The organism is Arthrobacter sp. 179, assembly GCF_052379645.1.
In the GTDB taxonomy this organism is placed as follows: Bacteria; Actinomycetota; Actinomycetes; order Actinomycetales; family Micrococcaceae; genus Arthrobacter_H.
In genome coordinates this window covers 1-16,253 of sequence record NZ_JBQSYU010000037.1, presented here as the reverse complement: position 1 = coordinate 16,253, position 16,253 = coordinate 1, and the positions used below count along the sequence as shown (strand labels likewise).

Here is a 16,253-nt window from a genome sequence, read left to right as displayed (position 1 = left end):
CGGAACCGGCATCATGTTCGAGCAGCAGAACCCCGGAAGCGTGGGCGCCGCCTACGAATCGGACGGACTACCGGCGGTGGTGATGTCCATCGCGGCCCAGCTTCCGCTCTCCGGTCTGGTCGGTGGTGCGTTCCTGCTGCTGACGGTGACGTTCGTGGCCACGACGACGGACTCCATGTCCTTCGCCATTGCCCAGTCCTGCACCATTTCCGGTGAACCGTCGACCAAGCTGCGCGCCACGTGGGCCGTGATGATGGGGGTGGCGGCAGCCGTGTTGATCGCCATCGGTGATGGCGGCATCTCCGGACTGCAGTCCTTCATCGTGATCACCGCGGTCCCGGTCGGCTTCCTGATGCTGCCCTCGGTGTTCGCCGCCCCGATCTATGCCCGGCGGATGGCCATCGAACAGGGAGTCATCCACCCGCGAGGTTCGGGCCCGACGCAGGAAGCCGTGGGGGAGCAGGCCGGGGAGAAGGAATCGGCGACCACCACGAAGCTGCCGACCTCCAAGGAATAGTCCGGCCGGCATGCACCCAGGCAGGGGCCACGGTTCAGCCAACCGTGGCCTCGGTGCTGGCGAAACCGGTGGCGGCGTCGGTGAACCGGGCGATCAGGGGGGTCTCGGCCCGGTCGGTCTTGACGATCAGCGAAACGGTCGAGGTGGCCGTGGTGTCGGTCAAGGGCACATAGCGCAGCCCGGCCAGCTGGAGGGCGCGCATTCCTTCGGGCACGACGGCGATACCTGTCTTGGCGGCCACCAAACCCAGGATCGTCGGGAACTGGATGGCCTCCTGGGCGACGCGCAGGCGGAATCCAGCGTGCAGGCATAAAGCAGAAATGACGTCATAGAGCCGCGAAACCTGGTCGCGGGGGAAGACCACGAAGCCGGCCTCCGACAGGTCGGCCAGGGCCAGGGAGGGCCGGCGGGCCAACGGATGGTCGTCCGGAAGCGCGACGATGAGGGGCTCGCGGGTCAGTTCGCGGGCGGTGATGCCCGGCAGCGACTCGACATCGCGCACGATGCCCACATCGAGGGTCCCCGACTCCAGCGCCCCGAGCTGTTGTTCGGTGGTCAACTCGTGGAGTTCCAACTCCAGACCCGGATATTGGATGCGCAGCGGCGGGACGATCCGGGGGATGAGATTCAGGGCCGCCGACCCCACGAAACCCACGCGAAGCAGGCCGGTCCGGCCTTCCACCGCCTGTTCGATGCTGCGCAGTGCCTGCTCGGACTCCAGGATCACCTTGCGGGCAGCCACCAGCAGGACCTTGCCGGTCTCGGTCAGTTCCACCGATCGGGTGGTGCGGGTGAACAGCCGGGTCTTCAGCTCCCGTTCCAGTCGTTGGATCTGCTGGCTCAGCGCCGGCTGGGCGATAAGCAGGCGTGCTGCCGCCCGGTTGAAATGCATTTCCTCGGCCACCGCCACGAAGTAGCGCAATTGACGGATCTCCATATGAACTAAGTGTTATTGATGATCAATACATAAGCAATAGATACTTCACGCCGATCAAATAGCGCCGTAGCCTCAAAGACATGACGAGCACCACCGCAGAACGAAGGAGCATCAGCGTGACCAACCCCGGACAGCAGACCCTTGGCCTGAAGCAACTCATCAACGGCCAGTGGGTGGAAGGAAGCGGCCCGGCTGCCACCAGTTCCAACCCGGCGTTGCCCCAGGAAGTGGTGGCGCAGTACGCCACGGCCACGTCCACCGAGCTCGACCACGCCCTGGACGCAGCCACGCAGGCCGCCGCCGGCTGGGACCGGATGGGCATCATCGCCCGCGGGAACATCCTGCGCCGCGCCGCCGAGATCCTCGGCCGCCGTGCCGAAGAGGTCGCCCAACTGATGACCCGCGAGCAGGGCAAGATCCTGGCCGACTCCCGCGGCGAAGTCGGGGCCAGCATTGAAACCCTGTACTACAACGCAGGGTCGGCCCGTCGGGCCAACGCAGCGGTCTACCCCTCGGCCAACCCGGACGAAGTGGTCCGCACGATCCGCAGGCCGTTGGGCACCGTTGCGGTGATCACCCCCTGGAACTTCCCGCTGCAGATCCCTGCCTGGAAGATCGCCCCGGCACTGCTCTGGGGCAACACGGTCGTGTGGAAGACAGCCAGCGACACCCCGGCCACCGCCGTGATGTTCGCCGAGATCCTTGAAGAAGCCGGAGTCCCGGCAGGTGTGTTGAACCTGCTGCTCGGCCCCGGGGCCCTGGGCTCGGAACTCGTGGCCGATCCACGGGCCGACGCCGTCACCTTCACCGGATCCGTGGAGGTCGGACACCGGATCCGCGAAAAGACGGTCCTACGCGGAGCGAAGCTGCAGATGGAACTCGGTGGACATAATGCCGCCATCGTGCTGCCCGATGCCGATCTTGCCACCGCCGCCGACTTCATCACCGCCGCGGCCACCGGCAGCACCGGCCAGAAGTGCACGGCCACCCGCCGCGTCATCGCCGTGGGAGCCATCCACGACCAGCTCCGGGATGAACTGGTCAAACGGTTCAACGCACTGAATGTGGGCGCCGGCACCGACGCAGGAGCCGGCATCGGACCCGTCGTCAACGAGCGCGCCCGCCGTGATATCGACGAGGCCGTCCAGCAGGCCGAAGCCGAAGGCGCCCAGGTCCTGGCGCGTGCACCGATCCCCGACGCGGAGGGACATTTCGTGGCCCCCACCCTGCTCGGTGGCACCAGCGAGCTGACCATTTGCCGCGAAGAGGTCTTCGGGCCCGTGACCACCCTGTTGCGCGCCGAATCCCTGGAGGAGGCCATCGAACTGGCCAATGCCACCGAATTCGGTCTGACCGCCTCCGTGTTCACCAGCGACGAGCGTTCCATCCGGCGCTGCCTCAACGACCTGGTGGCCGGGCTGATCAAGGTCAACGGCCCCTCCACCGGCTCCGAGGTCCATGCACCGTTCGGTGGCCTGCGCGACTCCTCCCAGCCGGGTCCGCGCGAGCAGAACAGCGACGCCGCCTCCGACTTCTTCACCCTCACCAAGACGGCCTACCTGCGCCTGGCACCGGAAGGAGCATGAAAAATGTCCGCATCGATCAGCGAACCGGCGCTGCGACTGCCGTCGCCCTCGGAGCTGCGCCCCGCACGTGAAGTGATGGACCCCGCCGACATGGGAGGAGCCCGCGCCACCCGGCACAGCTTCATCCGCACCATGATCCGCCGCGCCACGGCCCGGGGGTGGAAGATCAAACGCACCCACTTCGACATCGACGCCGATGGCTGCGGAGACGCCGTCTACCGGATTCGTGCCGAATCCATGACGTTCAGCTTCGTCATCTTCTCGCAGAAGACCGGCGAACACACCGACCGGGTGATCGCCAAGGCGTGGGACATCACCGCTGCCCTGGTGGAGGGAACCGTCGATGAGGAGCGGTTGGCCCGGCTCCGGACCCAGGTCCCGCTGCAGGAGCGTGGCCGGGCCGAACCCGGCTCGATCATCTGGACCCGCGCCAACCGCAGCGAACGGTTCTTTGAATACGTCGCCGATCGCCTGGCCCACGGTGAACAGCCCGACAGCGCGAAATTCGGGGGGTCGCCGTATGTCATCCGCAGCACCGCGTTCTACAGCAACGGCAAATGCGGTCTGGCCGACTACGAACACCTCACCGACGCCCACCCCTTCTCGGCCCCCTACCGGGCGCATATGCTCTCGGCCTGGTTGCTGCGCGAATTCAGCTACAACCTCGTCGAGGCCTGTGCCCGGCACCGCAACCCTGACGCCGCCACCCTGACCGGGGGCTGGCGCCACTACCTCGGCATGGGCAACGCGACGGGTCTGGGCATGGTGCCCTACGCCATCAACCACCCCGAGGTGCTCAACGCGTGGGCCGAACTGCGCGAGCTGCCGCTGGCCGAGGTCACCGGTCGCAGCACCGAAACCACGGACCCGGAGGTGGTCCGGGTGCTTGAACTGTTCGACCGCGCCATGGACTACCTCGAGGAGCAGGACCTGGATGTCTCCCAGCCGTTCCTGCCGGGACCGGAACTGGCAGACCGGGTGCGTCCGCTGCTGGAGGATCTGCGTCGCTGGTCCTCCACCGGGAGCTTCCGGGGTACCGAGACGAACCGGATCTGGAAGGCCCTGCACGCGGCGGCCGCCGCCTCCGGGCCCGAGGAGCGTGGTCTCGTCGCCACGATCCTCACCGAACTGACCGGCGACCTCGACGCGGAAGTAGAAGCCCGGCTGCGCTGTGATGAGTCCAGGCCCTTGGCTCCGGGCATGAGCTGCGCGGAACTGGCCCACCTCATCGACACCGACTACGAGTGGGTGGCCGACCACGACTTCGCCGATCCGGCCCAGAACCGCTACTTCTGGTTCTCCTCGGCGGACAACGAGGAACCACGCAGGGGAGTGCACGGACGGGACCCCGGGGAGAACGTCCAACACGGCGTCGATATTGCCCGTGCCGTCGCCGAACTGCGCCGCGACCTCCTGGCCGCCGACGCCGGGACCAGCGTGGCCGAGTTCCTGCTGTCCCACCCCTGGCACCGCCAGTTCACCGCCCGGGTCCAGAACATCGGGCCGCTGGCCTACGGCGAGGTCCACGATAATCTGCGCGGTGCCGAATTCCTGCCGTTGAACGTCCAGCGCTACCAGCTCTCGGTCTACGGCATGGAAAACTACACGCCGCAGTCCACCGACTGGCTGCGCGTGACACTGCTCTCCGGCGGTCCGCGGATCGCCGATCTGAAGGACGGCAGCATCACCGATGACTGGCTCTTCACTCAGCGCCCCACCCCGGAGGCAACGGCATGAGCGCCCTTCATGAACAGGCCACCGTCGTGGACGGCCTGCAGATCAATAATTGGGACCGTGCCGTCCTGCAGGAACTGATCGACGGCGGTGTCAGCGGCGTCAACGCCACCTGCGCCGTCTACCACGGACCCCTGGAAACGCTGCAGGAGATCGGGGACTGGTACCAACTCGCCGCCCGCAACGCCGATCTGGCCTTCCTCGCCCACAACGCCGCGGATATCCGCAGGGCCAAGGCCGAGGGCCGGGTGGCCGTGCTGATGGGGCTGCAGAACACCAGCTCCTTCGGCGATGACTTCCGGATGGTGGAGGTCTTCCACAAGCTGGGGGTGCGCATTGCCCAGCTGACCTACAACATCCAGAACCTGGTCGGCGGCTCCTGCTACGAACCCTCGGATTCGGGTCTGACCCGATTCGGGGCGAACATCATCGCCGAGATGAACCGGGTGGGCATGCTGGTGGATCTCTCACACGTCGGCAACCGCACCTCGTTGGATGCCGTCGAGGCCTCCTCGGCACCCATTGCCATCACGCATTCGAATCCCACCTGGTTCGTGGACAACCCGCGGAACAAACCCGACGAAGTCATCCGTGCCGTCACCGACCGGGGCGGAATGATCGGGGCCTGCCTGTATCCGATCGTGCTCGGCGGGGAGACGACGAGTCTGGAACAGTTCTGCACCATGGTCGCCCGGATGGTCGACGACTACGGACCCGACCGGGTGGGCCTGGGCAGCGACTGCACCCGGAACTGGGGCCAGGACTATGTGGGGTACCTGCGCAACGGACGCTGGCAGCCACCGACCCAACCGGCTCCCGAATGGCCGGCCTGGCCGCATTGGTTCGCCGGACCGGAAGATTTCCCGCAATTGACCGAGGGCCTGCAGAAGGTCGGACTCCAGGAGTCCACCATCCGCGGGGTGCTCGGGGAAAACTGGCTCGACCTTTTCGACAAGGTCTTCGTCGGAAAGGATGCATGATGGTGGCAGTGATCTCCGAACACATCGAAACGAGGGAACACATGGACGGCACCGAGGACCGGATCGTGCGCATCGCGGTCCGCGAAATCAGGGAGTACGCCTTCCGGGCCATGGTGGCCCACGGGGCCTGCACTTCGGTGGCCCATGCGGCCGCCCACCAGGTGCTTTTCTCCCAGGTCCACTACGGCACCGGTTTCGCTGAGCTGCTGGACTGCCTGAAACAGCTGAACTGGAGCGCCCCCGCGCTGGCGTTTGAACGGAGCGAATACGACGGCGGTCACCGTTACGTGATCGACTCGAAAATTGACGTCGCGCCGCTGATGCACGGCACGATGCTCATCGAACTGGCAACGGCCCGGGAGGGCAACGTGGTCGTCGCCCCGGAAATCGACCTCGAGGCCGGTTTGCTAGACGCCCCGCTACTGGCCGCGGCAGTCCGTTGTGGGAAGACGGTCATGGTCGCTCGGCTCACTCGTGGCACCGCAAGCCACCATGGCACTCGTATCGCCACCCCCGCCGGCTACGTGGGACAGGTCAGGGTCACTTCCGAGGCCTTTGTCCCCGCCGGCGGGGCGGAACCCGGGACCCTCATCCGCACCCTGGACGAGGTCCCCGACGACAACTTCGCCCTCCATACCCCGGAGGAGCTGGTGCAACGACGCGAAAACGCCTGGGCCATCGGCCTGCCGGTGGACGCACGGCTGTGGAAGACCATCAAGGCCGCCGCCGAGGGATATCTGGTAGGAGAAGACAATGCCTGAGATCGAACGCCACTGGCACCAGGACTCGAAGGTCCGCCCCTATTCGGCAGCGGCGGTGTTCGGCGGTGTCGTCTACGCCTGCGGACAGGTCCCCACGTTGGCCGATGGCAGCACCCCGGTCACGATGACCGATCAGGTGGCCGCCGCCTTCGACCACCTCGAAGGGGTCCTGGCCCAGGCCGGGGCCTCGCTGACGAGCCTGCTGAAGCTGACCGTTTTCGTGGCGGATTTCGATGAATTCGATGAGTTCAATGAGGCCTATCTGTTCCGGCTGGAAGGACATTCCCTTCCGCCCAGGACCACCGTGCAGGTCTCCCGGTTCCGGGGGGAGAAGCGTATCGAAATCGACGCCATCGCCGCCGTCATCGGTGAGAACACTGCCGTCTAGCACTACACCGCGTCAGGGATGCCGGGCCCGGTGTCCCGTTCCACAAGGGAGACATGACCATGGGCGAACCCAGCACCTGGTATTCCCGTCCAGCCGCCAAGAGGTGGCGGACCACAGCACCGGGCTCGGGACTGGACTTCCACCGCAGCCTGCCCGGTCATGTGCCTACGCCGCTGGTCGAACTGCCGTCCCTGGCCACCGAACTGCGGGTCGGGCGCGTGCTGCTCAAGGACGAATCCAGCAGGTTGGGGCTGCCGGCCTTCAAGATCCTCGGCGCCTCCTGGGCCGTGTGCCGGGCCCTCTGCCTGCGCTCGGGCGAGGATCCTGCGGGGATGACCCTGTCCCGGCTGGCTGCCCTGGTCCGCGCCGGAAGCGGGTCAACACCGCAGTCGGTGCTGGTGACCGCGACGGATGGGAACCACGGCCGGGCCATCGCCCGGATGGCCCGGCTGCTCGGGGTGGAGGCCCGAATCCATGTTCCTGCTGGACTCGGAATCGCCGCGCTGGAGGGGATCAGGGGCGAAGGCGCCCGCCTCGTGGAAGAGGAGGCAGTGTACGACGACGTCGTGGCCAGGGCCGCCGCTTCGGTCGAGGGCAGCGAGAGCGATGTGCTGATCCAGGACACCGCCTGGGAGGGGTACACCCAGGTCCCGCAGTGGATCGTCGACGGATACACCACCCTGTTCCGCGAAATCGATGACGCCCTGGAGGCCCGGGGCACCGGCCCGGATCTGCTGGCCTGCCCGGTGGGGGTGGGGTCCCTGGCCCAGTCGCTCGTGGAGCATTATCGAAGCCGTCCCGGCCCGGGGCAGGGGCCGGTACTGCTCGGGGTGGAACCGGACTCCGCCGCCTGCCTCACCCGGTCCTTGCAGGCCGGGGCGCCGGTCACCGTGGACACCTCGGCGCCCACCCTGATGGCCGGGCTGAACTGCGGAACCGTCTCCTCGCTGGGCTGGCCGCTGTTCCGTGCCGGGATGGACGCCGCCGTCGGGGTCACCGAAGCGGACTGCCGCCGCGCGGTCCGGGACCTCGAGGCGTTGGGACAGGACGCGGGGCCCTGTGGGGCCTCGGCGCTGGCAGGAACCCGGAACGCCCTGGCCGAGACCTCACGACGCCGGGAACTGGGCATCACGGAAGACTCCGTCGTCGTACTGGTCAATACCGAGGGACGGGCCGCCAACCCCCTGGTTTAGCGCGGCGGCGCCGAAAAGTCGGCGACGGTCCGGAAACCCAGGTTGCTGCTGGCCGAATCCGGGGTGTTGGCCGAGCGGGCGGAGACCCGGTACCGGTTGCAATAGGAATCGTGGCAGAGGAAGGAGCCACCCCGCATGACCCGCCCGGGCCCCGCGGGCGGACCCGCAGGATCCTGCCGTGGGGAATTGCGGTAGTAGCCGGGGTCGAACCAGTCGGCACACCATTCCCAGACGTTGCCTGCCATTTCATACAGGCCGAACCCGTTGGGGGCGAAGGTGCCCGTGGGGGCCGGGCCCAGATATCCGTCCTCGAGGGTGTTCTGCACCGGGAACCTGCCCTGCCAGATATTGCACCGGTGTCCTCCATCGGCGGCGAGCAGCTCGTCGCCCCACGCATAGCGCCGCGATTCCAGGCCCCCGCGTGCCGCATGTTCCCACTGTGCTTCGGTGGGCAGCGACCGTCCGGCCCACCGGCAGTAGGCGACGGCGTCGTTCCAGGACACCTGGACCACCGGCGAGTGGGGCTCCTGACGCCAGGAGGAGCGCGGACCGTGCGGGTGCGCCCAATCAGAGCCGCGGACGGTGATCCACCAGGGCACGTCGCTGGAGCGGCCGAGGATGTCCCGCTCATCGGCGTCGACCAGCAGATGGAAGACCGCCGAGTAGCCGTACTCCTCGGACTCCGTGCGGAATCCCGTGGCCTGAACGAAACGGTTGAATTCGGTGTTGGTGACCGTGGTGGCATCGATGGAGTACGGCGAGAGTGACACGTCATGGACCGGAAGTTCCCCGTCGTGGGGGTATCCCTCGTCAAAGGCGTCGCCCATGCTGAAGGTTCCGCCGGTCAACTCGACCGTGTCGAGCAGGCGATGCTCTTTCGTTGCTGGCCCGGCGGCAGGTGCGGCAGAGGCGGCAGCAGCAGCCTCGGTGGTGTGGGCTGGCTCGGAGCGGGCCGGACCATGGCAGCAGGACAAGGGATTCTCCTTCGGATCGGGTGCGGTCACTGTATCGCGACCATGAAATCGGTGCCCCACCGCTGCAGCGCCTGCAGGGCGGCCCCATGGCTGGCCTCGTATTGAGTGCCTTCGTGGAGGACGAGTTCGGGGACCGGGAGCGAGACGGCGGTGCGTCGACGGGTTAGTTCCCGGAGGGCAGCTTCGTGGAGCGAAACCCCCAAATGCGCCAACTGGCCACTGAGGATGATCCGGCGGGGGTCGATGAGCATCGTCGCGCTGGACAATGCCACACCCAGCAGCGTCCCGGCCCAAGAGACCAGCTCGACGGCGCGCTGCTCTCCGTCGCCGGCCAGGGCGGACAGCTCCGACAGATCGGTGACCTCCAGCCCGTGATCGGTAGCGCGGCGCAGGATCGCCCCCATACCGATCAGAGCCTCCAAGCACCCTCGGGAGCCACACCAACACAGGGGCCCTGCCGGATCCATGCACAGGTGCCCCAGCTCCCCGGCGGCCCCGTGCCCTCCGCGGAAGATCTCGGTCCCGTCGATCAGTCCGGCGCTGATCCCGTCCGAGAGGACGACGTAGAGCAGGCCGGTCGTGGCCGCGGCAGGGGCCTCCCGCAGATGGCGGAGTGCTGCCAACCGGGTGTTGTTATCCCAGAGGACCGGGGCGGGGATGAGTCGACGCAGCCGCTCTAGGGGGAAACCTGCGGGGTCTGCGCCGGTGGCGTCCGGATCATCGGCGGCGGGCAGATGCCTTCCGGAGATCGCCACACCCGTTCCGATGATCGAATCCGCGGTGATGGTCCCGGAGCTGATCAGGGCACGGACCGAACGCAGGGCGATACCTAGCCGGTGAGACAAACTGGGTCCGGCTTCGAAGGTGGTGAGTTTCTGGGCGAGGACTGTTCCGTCCAAAGCGGCGACGGTGACGGCCACGCGCGCCCGCCCCACTTCGATTCCCAGCGCGGCTCCAATGGTGCTGCGCGGGCGCAACAGGACCTGCGGCCTGCCGTTGCGTCCGGCCCCATAGGCAGCCAGACCGGCCTCCTCCAACAGGCCCCGCTCGATGAGACGAGTGACCGCGGAGGAGATGGTGGGACGCGAAAAACCCAGCTGCTGCTGCAAACCAGAACGACTCGTGGGGCCATCCTGAAGCAGTGTTTGGACAACCCGTTTATCGGTAGTCGAGAGTTCACCCTGGGCATTCATACCTTGGAGCCTAGCGGAACTTGATAAGAATCGACCAGAATTTTTGTTGCACAGAAATGACTTAGGTAAATGTGCTTGTCGTAAGTAGCGTCAGTGGATAGTGTGACCTGTATGACATCGCAAACAGCTCCCGCCGACAGCGGGCGGGGCACTATTCCTTCACAGGAAACCCCGGGCCCGCGGCCACCGCGAAAAGAAGCCCGCCAGCCTATGTCCACGCAGACCTTGCGGATCATCAGCGTTCTAGCAGTTATCGGTGGCATCGCTGTCTGGTGGCTCGTCTCGGCCAGCGGTCTGGTCGTGATCCCCGGGCCCGTCGCCGTGGCGGCGAAGGGCGTGGAAATGGGTCAGTCAGGGGTTTTGATCTCGGATATCGCAGCCAGCCTGGCCCGTGTGCTGAGCGGTTTCCTGCTGGGCGTTCTCTTGGCCATCCCCGTGGGCTTCCTGATGGGCTGGTACCCGTTATTCCGGTCCATCCTGGAGCCATACGTCCAGTTCTTCCGCACCGTCCCGCCGCTGGCCATCATCCCGTTGGCGATCGTCCTGATGGGCATCGGCGAGACACCGAAGATTTTCGTGATCTTCCTGGCCTCGTTCCTTACCTGCGTGGTCTCGACGTTCCAGGAGGTCGTGACCGTTGAAAAGACGCTGATCAACGCGGCCCGGGTTCTGGGAGCTTCCAGCTTCGTCGTGTTCCGACGAGTCGTGGTGCCGGCGTCGAGCCCGTTCATCCTCGTCGGCATGCGCGTGGGTTTGGGTGCTTCATGGGCCACCGTGGTGGCCGCCGAGCTCATCGCCGCACCCAGTGGATTGGGCTTCCGCATGCAACAGGCGCAGCTGTACTACGACCTCCCCACCATCTTTGTGGACCTGATTGCGATCGGTCTGCTGGGGCTGATCATGGACCGCATCCTCCTGCTGCTTGAGGCCCGCCTCACGCGCTGGCAAGAACGACGATAGAGAGAAGACGATCATGCCTCGTGCGACCACCAAGCCGATGATCCAGTTCGAAAACATCCACCAGGAATTCATGCTCGGCGGAGAGATCTTCACCGCCGTAGAAGATGTGTCACTGGACGTCGCCGACGGGGAGTTCGTCACCGTCGTCGGCCCCTCGGGATGCGGGAAGTCCACCATCCTCAACGCAGCAGCCGGACTGTTGGAACCGACCAGCGGACGGGTCCTCGTCGACGAAGAGGAGGTCACCGGTCCGAGCCCGCGCACCGGGGTGATCTTCCAGCAATACGCACTGTTTCCGTGGCTGACCGTACGCAAGAACGTCGAGTTCGGTTTGGAACTACAGAAAGTCCCCGCGAAGCAGCGACGCCACACCGTCGACCACTATCTGGAACTGGTGGGGCTCACGGCGTTCGCCGAGGCACTTCCCAAGGAGCTGTCCGGCGGGATGAAGCAACGGTGCGCCATTGCCCGCGCCTATGCGGTCAACCCGGAGATCCTGCTCATGGACGAACCCTTCGGAGCTCTGGACGCCCTCACCCGCGTGCATATGCAGGAACAACTCCTCGAGACGTGGGGGCGGGAACGGCGCACCGTCCTGTTCGTGACCCACGACGTCGACGAAGCCGTATATCTGGCCTCGAAGGTCATCGTCATGGCGGCCCGGCCCGGCAGGATCTACAAGGTGGTTGACGTCGGCCTTCCCTACCCGCGGGACAACGACCTGCGCATGACCCCCGAATTTTCCGAGCTCCGCTCACAGGTCTGGGACGCGGTCTACAACCAGCCGGACTCCGATACCGAAAACAGCGGATAAGGCACCAGCCTCGTTTTCGTTCCGCACCACCGACATCCACTCAGCACACCTCTGGAGGGCATCATGAACCTGAACAACACCAAACGCCGGGATTTTCTCGCCGGTGGCCTCGGCCTCGCCACCATCGCCGCGCTGACGGCCTGTGCCGGCTCCGAATCCAGCGGCTCGTCCGGCGGGGCGGAAAAGATGCCCATCAAGGTGGGCTACATCGCCGACTATAACGGCGCCGCCCTGCTCGCCCTGGCCAACGAAGAAGGGTATTGGGATCAGGCCGGGCTGAAGCCCGACTTCGTGCCCTTCACCAATGGACCGTTGGCGATCCAGGCGCTGGGAACCAATAATGTGGATGTCGCGTACATCGGGTCGGGAGCCCTGTGGCTTCCGGCATCGGGCAAGGCAGAGATCTGGGCGCTGAACACCGTGTCCAACGCCGACCGGGTCATCGCCCAGCCGGGGATCTCCTCGATGGAGGACCTGAAGGGCAAGAAGGTCGGTGTCCCCGAGGGGACGTCGGGGGATCAGCTGCTGAACCTGGTCCTCAAGAAGGAGGGCCTGAAGCGCGAGGACTTCGACATCGTCACCATGGATCCCTCGACGGCTGTTTCGGCCTTCGCCTCGGGACAAATCGACGGAGCGGCCCTGTGGTACCCGTTGATCGACAACATCAAGGAGCGCGTCCCGGACGTCGTCGAACTGGCGGCCAATAAGGACTACCTGGACGACTTGACCTTCCCCAGCTCCTTCGTTGCGGCAGCGGGCCGGGCGGAGAAGGACAAGGAGCTCGCGCAAAAGTTCATTTCCGTGGTCAAGGCCTCCAACGACTTCCGGCAGGAGAACACGGAAAAGAGCCTCTCGGCTTCGGCGAAGTTCCTGAAGGTCGGGGAGGAAACGCTCAAGCCGCAGGTCGACGTCGCGATCACCTTCACCAGTGCCGAGCTGGAGGAGAAAACCAAGGACGGAACCATCGGCAAATGGCTCAAGGGCTTGGAGGAGCAGTTCCTCGCCGACGACAAGATCGACAAGATCGCCGATCCGAAGACGTTCTACACCGGCGACTTGTACGTCGAAACGAAGAAGGCATAGGTCAATAGAGTTGGAACCGACACAGAAGAAGCGCAACATCCTGTTCCTGATGACGGATCAGCAGCGCATCGACACGCTGGGCTGCTACGGGAACAGTTCGGAACACACCCCGCATCTGGATGCGATGGCCGAACGCGGCACCGTGTTCGAGCGGGCCTACACTCCGACGGCCATCTGCACTCCGGCACGGTCCTCGTTGCTGACGGGGAAGCATCCGTTCGAGCACGGACTGTTGGCGAACTACGAGTGGAATTCCGGTGCCCGCGAGGAATTGCCCGACGGAACTCCCACGTTCGCCGATGAACTACACCGCCAGGGCTACCGGCTCGGACACGTCGGCAAATGGCATGTGGGCCGCCATCGCGGACCGGAATACTACGGTTTCGAGGGCAAGCACCTGGCCGGGGCACTGAACACCTTCGACGACCCGGACTACGTTCAGTGGCTCGAGGACCACGGGCATCCGGCCTTCAAGATCGTGGAACCTGTCTACACCACGGCCTCCGACGGTTCGCAGGGACACCTGATTGCCGGGATCACCGAGCAGCCGACTGAAGCGACCTTCGAGGCCTGGCTGGCCGACCAGACCATCGCCAAGCTGCGGGAATTCGCTGCGGGGACCGGCGCCGAAGGGAACGACGACGGGACGCCGTTCTTCCTGTCCTGCCATATTTTCGGTCCTCACCTTCCGTACCTGATCCCACGCCAGTGGTACGACTTGGTGGACCCGAGCGATATCGAATTGCCCGGTTCCTTCGCCGAAACCTTCCACGGCAAACCTCAGGTCCAGCAGACCTACGCCGAATACTGGTCCACGGAGTCCTTCAGCACCGAGGAGTGGAAGAAGCTCACCGCCGTGTACTGGGGCTATGTCGCCATGATCGACCACGAGATCGGCCGCATCCTGGCCGTGGTGGACGAGCTGGGGCTGGCCGATGACACCGTCACCATGTTCACCGCCGACCACGGAGAGTTCACCGGGGCCCATCGCCTGAATGACAAGGGCCCGGCCATGTATGAGGACATCTACCGGATCCCCGCGATCGTGGCGGAGCCCGGGCAAGAAGGACGGCGCGAGGAGAAGTTCGTCTCGTTGCAGGATTTCACGGCGTCGTTCATCGACATTGCCGGCGGCAACGCAGAAGGCATCCGCGGCGAATCGCTGATGCCGGCCTGCACCGCACCCCTGGGACAGGAGTGGAGGACCGAAATCGTCTGCGAGTTCCACGGCCACCACTTCCCCTACGCCCAGCGGATGATCCGGGACTACCGGTATAAATACATCGCGAATCCGGAGGGGATCGATGAGCTCTACGATCTGGAGGCCGACCCCGACGAGCTGAACAACGTCGTGGACGTCCCGGTCTACCGCCCGGTGCTCAAGGACCTGCGCCTGCGCCTGTACCAGGAGCTGATCAGGCGGGGGGACCGTTTCTACCAGTGGCTGGCCTTTGCCGGGGACATCGATCCCGCCGATCGGCTTCGTCCGGAGACCGCCGTCGAACGCTTCATCGACGCCTAGGGTGTGCAGAAGGCCCGGGTTCCTCCCAGCAGGGAAGGAACCCGGGCCTTCGCCGTTCCCGGATCAGTAGGGGATCGCGTAGATCCCCGCACGCACTGCAGGGTCCACCCCGGTGGGCAGCACGAGCTTCTTCAGGAAGGCCGCGTCGCCGGTCTCCAGGCACCAGGCGAGCAGCCGGGCGCGGAAGTCCTCCAATACCTCGTCGAAGGCCGATTCGGCGGCCAGATTGCGCATTTCGCCCGGATCCGCGATCAGATCCACGAGCTGTTCGCGGTATTTTCCCCAACTATAGACCGAATACTTATACCGTTCCCCGATGAAGGCCCGGCCCAAGGTGGAGCCTTTGTCGCCGGTCCCGAAAGCCGTTTCGATCGCGACTCCGTCGTCGCTGGTGCGCGGCTGCGCCAGGACATCGTGCCCGGTGGCCCCCGGCGGTGCATTAATGCCGGCCACCCCGCACAGGGTGGGGATCAGATCCACTCCGAGGGAAATGAGCTGCTCGGAGACCTGTGAAGCGCCGATACCGGGGCCACGCATGAGCAGCGGGATCCTGACGGTCTCTTCCTGCAGGGAGGTCTTTTGGTTCCAGCCGTGGGAGGCGTCACCGTCTCCGTGGTCGCTGGTGAAGAGCACTACGGTGTCATCGGCCAGTCCGTGCGCCTCCAGCGAGTCCAAGATCGAACCGATCTGTCCGTCCGCCCACTCGATGAGTCGGGCATAGGTGTGTCGATACAGGCGCCAATCATCGGCGGTGAACTCGGAGGTCCCGTAGGACGGCTCGGCCTGAGTGCGTTCGTACGTCAACGCCTGGGGACTAGCTGGCGGTGTCGCGAAGTTCGCCGGCAGGGGAGGAGCATCGCGGACGGAAGCCGGCGGGGGGACATCACCATAGGGCAGATGCTGTCCGCGGGCGTATTCGCAAATGGTGTGGGGGTTATCGAAGGAAGCGAAGAGCAAGAACGGCTTCTCCTGCTGCTGCCGGGTCCCCAACCAGGCGTCGGCGGCCTCGGGAAGCCCCAGATCACCGAAGGGGTGGATCACCTCGAACCCATCGGCCTCGACGGCACTGGCCCCCGGGGCATGCCATTTGCCGGCGTACGCGCAGTCATAGCCTGCGGAAGTGAACCAGTGCCCCAGGCTTTCGGGGGAGCGGCCCGGGGTCTTCTCGGAGACGCCGGCATTGCCGGAAATACCCAACTCGTGGGGGTACCGCCCGGCGACCAGCGAACTGCGGGCCGGAACGCAGAGCGGAAAGGTGGTGTATGCGCGGTTAAAGCGAAGGCCGGCCCCGGAAAGTGCGTCCAAACAAGGAGTCTGGACGATTTCGGAGCCGGCACAACCCAGCGCGTGGGCGGCCCACTGGTCGGCCATGATGATCACGATATTCGGCCGGCCGCCAGTGGGGACGTTCACTACTTGCCCATGCCCAGGGTCAACCCCTCGGTCAGGCGGCGCCCCAGCCAGAGGTAGACCACCAGCATGGGAATGACGACGATCACCAGCCCGGCGAACAACCCGCCCCAGTCGGCACCCGAGTAGGTCTGCTGCTGGATGAAGGAAATGAGAGCCACCGGGAGGGTGTAGTTCTCGGTGGACTGCATCAGCGTCAAC

General features: G+C 65.6%; 15 protein-coding genes and 1 pseudogene. 11 read left to right on the top strand and 5 right to left on the bottom strand.

Going from position 1 to position 16,253, the window contains the following annotated elements; translation table 11 throughout:
* On the top strand, positions 1 to 517 hold a 517-nt coding region (locus ACT3UE_RS15185; RefSeq protein ID WP_444566995.1), incomplete at its 5' end, for a BCCT family transporter.
* A gap of 34 nt (positions 518 to 551) precedes the next feature.
* On the opposite strand, the gene ACT3UE_RS15180 is transcribed toward ACT3UE_RS15185, so the two are convergent.
* Positions 552 to 1,454: a LysR family transcriptional regulator gene (locus ACT3UE_RS15180; protein WP_443384021.1), complete on the bottom strand. Its 903-nt coding sequence runs from the start codon at positions 1,452 to 1,454 to the stop codon at positions 552 to 554.
* A gap of 80 nt (positions 1,455 to 1,534) precedes the next feature.
* Between ACT3UE_RS15180 and ACT3UE_RS15175 the strand changes: the two genes are divergently transcribed.
* From ACT3UE_RS15175 to ACT3UE_RS15150, 6 genes are read left to right on the top strand one after another with little or no spacing between them, the layout of a single operon-like run.
* Positions 1,535 to 3,040, top strand: a complete 1,506-nt coding sequence (locus tag ACT3UE_RS15175) for an aldehyde dehydrogenase family protein (RefSeq protein WP_444566994.1) — start codon at positions 1,535 to 1,537, stop codon at positions 3,038 to 3,040.
* 3 nt (positions 3,041 to 3,043) lie between these two features.
* Positions 3,044 to 4,777: a hypothetical protein gene (locus ACT3UE_RS15170; protein ID WP_443384023.1), complete on the top strand. Its 1,734-nt coding sequence runs from the start codon at positions 3,044 to 3,046 to the stop codon at positions 4,775 to 4,777.
* Complete coding sequence (locus ACT3UE_RS15165; protein ID WP_444566993.1) at positions 4,774 to 5,754, top strand: membrane dipeptidase; 981 nt, start codon at positions 4,774 to 4,776, stop codon at positions 5,752 to 5,754. The genes ACT3UE_RS15170 and ACT3UE_RS15165 overlap by 4 nt, the downstream gene beginning before the upstream one ends.
* Positions 5,751 to 6,515, top strand: a complete 765-nt coding sequence (locus ACT3UE_RS15160; RefSeq protein ID WP_444566992.1) for a hypothetical protein — start codon at positions 5,751 to 5,753, stop codon at positions 6,513 to 6,515. Before ACT3UE_RS15165 ends, ACT3UE_RS15160 begins: the two co-directional genes overlap by 4 nt.
* Positions 6,508 to 6,903, top strand: coding sequence for a RidA family protein (locus ACT3UE_RS15155; RefSeq protein ID WP_444566991.1), 396 nt, complete (start codon positions 6,508 to 6,510; stop codon positions 6,901 to 6,903). Before ACT3UE_RS15160 ends, ACT3UE_RS15155 begins: the two co-directional genes overlap by 8 nt.
* 59 nt (positions 6,904 to 6,962) lie before the next feature.
* Positions 6,963 to 8,096: a diaminopropionate ammonia-lyase gene (locus tag ACT3UE_RS15150; protein ID WP_444566990.1), complete on the top strand. Its 1,134-nt coding sequence runs from the start codon at positions 6,963 to 6,965 to the stop codon at positions 8,094 to 8,096.
* On the opposite strand, the gene ACT3UE_RS15145 is transcribed toward ACT3UE_RS15150, so the two are convergent.
* Positions 8,093 to 9,070 carry a formylglycine-generating enzyme family protein gene (locus ACT3UE_RS15145; protein ID WP_444566989.1) on the bottom strand — a complete coding sequence of 326 codons (978 nt, stop codon included), beginning with the start codon at positions 9,068 to 9,070 and terminating at the stop codon, positions 8,093 to 8,095. The genes ACT3UE_RS15150 and ACT3UE_RS15145 overlap by 4 nt on opposite strands.
* 26 nt (positions 9,071 to 9,096) lie before the next feature.
* The gene (locus ACT3UE_RS15140) at positions 9,097 to 10,263 is read right to left on the bottom strand and encodes an ROK family protein (RefSeq protein ID WP_443384029.1); all 1,167 of its coding nucleotides are present in this window, start codon (positions 10,261 to 10,263) and stop codon (positions 9,097 to 9,099) included.
* A gap of 210 nt (positions 10,264 to 10,473) precedes the next feature.
* Here ACT3UE_RS15140 and ACT3UE_RS15135 point away from each other — a divergent pair, with 210 nt between their 5' ends.
* The 4 genes from ACT3UE_RS15135 (at position 10,474) to ACT3UE_RS15120 (ending at position 14,642) form a co-directional block, all read left to right on the top strand.
* Positions 10,474 to 11,223: an ABC transporter permease gene (locus ACT3UE_RS15135; RefSeq protein WP_443384030.1), complete on the top strand. Its 750-nt coding sequence runs from the start codon at positions 10,474 to 10,476 to the stop codon at positions 11,221 to 11,223.
* Positions 11,224 to 11,236: 13 nt separating this feature from the next.
* On the top strand, positions 11,237 to 12,037 hold the full coding sequence (locus ACT3UE_RS15130) for an ABC transporter ATP-binding protein (protein WP_086994322.1): 801 nt from the start codon (positions 11,237 to 11,239) through the stop codon (positions 12,035 to 12,037).
* Positions 12,038 to 12,100: 63 nt separating this feature from the next.
* Positions 12,101 to 13,120, top strand: a complete 1,020-nt coding sequence (locus tag ACT3UE_RS15125) for an aliphatic sulfonate ABC transporter substrate-binding protein (protein WP_086994324.1) — start codon at positions 12,101 to 12,103, stop codon at positions 13,118 to 13,120.
* Between the two features lie 10 nt (positions 13,121 to 13,130).
* Complete coding sequence (locus ACT3UE_RS15120; protein WP_241895507.1) at positions 13,131 to 14,642, top strand: sulfatase-like hydrolase/transferase; 1,512 nt, start codon at positions 13,131 to 13,133, stop codon at positions 14,640 to 14,642.
* A gap of 63 nt (positions 14,643 to 14,705) precedes the next feature.
* Here ACT3UE_RS15120 and ACT3UE_RS15115 read toward each other — a convergent pair whose 3' ends face one another.
* Both ACT3UE_RS15115 and ACT3UE_RS15110 read right to left on the bottom strand, forming a co-directional pair.
* Complete coding sequence (locus ACT3UE_RS15115; RefSeq protein ID WP_444561513.1) at positions 14,706 to 16,055, bottom strand: sulfatase family protein; 1,350 nt, start codon at positions 16,053 to 16,055, stop codon at positions 14,706 to 14,708.
* Positions 16,055 to 16,253 (bottom strand): annotated as a pseudogene (locus ACT3UE_RS15110) (carbohydrate ABC transporter permease); the annotation flags it as partial. The pseudogene ACT3UE_RS15110 and the gene ACT3UE_RS15115, both read right to left, overlap by 1 nt.